The 740-nt window shown below is 63.5% G+C and carries 1 protein-coding gene; it reads left to right on the forward strand.

The genetic code is table 11. The annotated features are described in order from the left end of the window. The coding region (locus JKL45_RS29690) for an IS110 family RNA-guided transposase (RefSeq protein WP_201865373.1) at positions 1–740 on the forward strand (740 nt) is incomplete at both ends.

Consider the following 740-nt stretch of genomic DNA (forward strand, 5'->3'; position numbering starts at 1 on the left):
GTGGCTCTGGAACGAGCTGAATGCGCTGGGATTGCCTGTCATCTGCATCGATGCCCGGCATGCCAAGGCAGCGTTGAAGATGCAGATCAACAAGAACGACCGCAACGATGCCGCTGGCATCGCCCGCATCATGCAATGTGGATGGTACAAGCAGGTGCACGTCAAAGACCGCGGCAGTCACGCCATCAAGGCCCTCCTCTCCAGCCGCGCTCTGCTGGTCAAACTCAAGCGCGATCTGGAGAACCAGATCCGCGGACTTCTGAAGAACCTCGGGCAGGTGATCGGACGGGCCAAGATGAACGTGTTTGCCAGGCGTGCGGCCGAACTGCTCGAGGACAGGCCGGAACTCGCCGCCGCAACCCTGCCGCTTCTCAGGGCGCGTGAGGCCGTCGAGCAGCAGATTGCAGACCTGGATGGCAAGGTGCTGCGCTTGGCTCGGGAGAGTGTTCAAGTGCGACGGTTCATGACAGTCCCCGGTGTCGGTGCCATCACGGCGTTGTGCTTCCTGGCAACGATCGATGATCCCACCCGCTTCAAGCGGTCGAGGAGTGTCGGCGCCTATGCGGGACTGACGGCACGAGGCTACGCCTCCGGCGCGACCGACTGGACCGGCCGGATCTCCAAATGCGGCGACGTGATGCTGCGCAGCTACCTCTACGAGGCCGCCAACGTGCTGCTCACCCGCGTGGCCAAGTGGTCGGCGCTGAAGGCGTGGGGTCTCAGGCTGGCCAAGCGCAGTG

Origin of the sequence: Microvirga soli (assembly GCF_016734765.1) — a bacterium.
Lineage (GTDB): Bacteria > Pseudomonadota > Alphaproteobacteria > Rhizobiales > Beijerinckiaceae > Microvirga > Microvirga soli.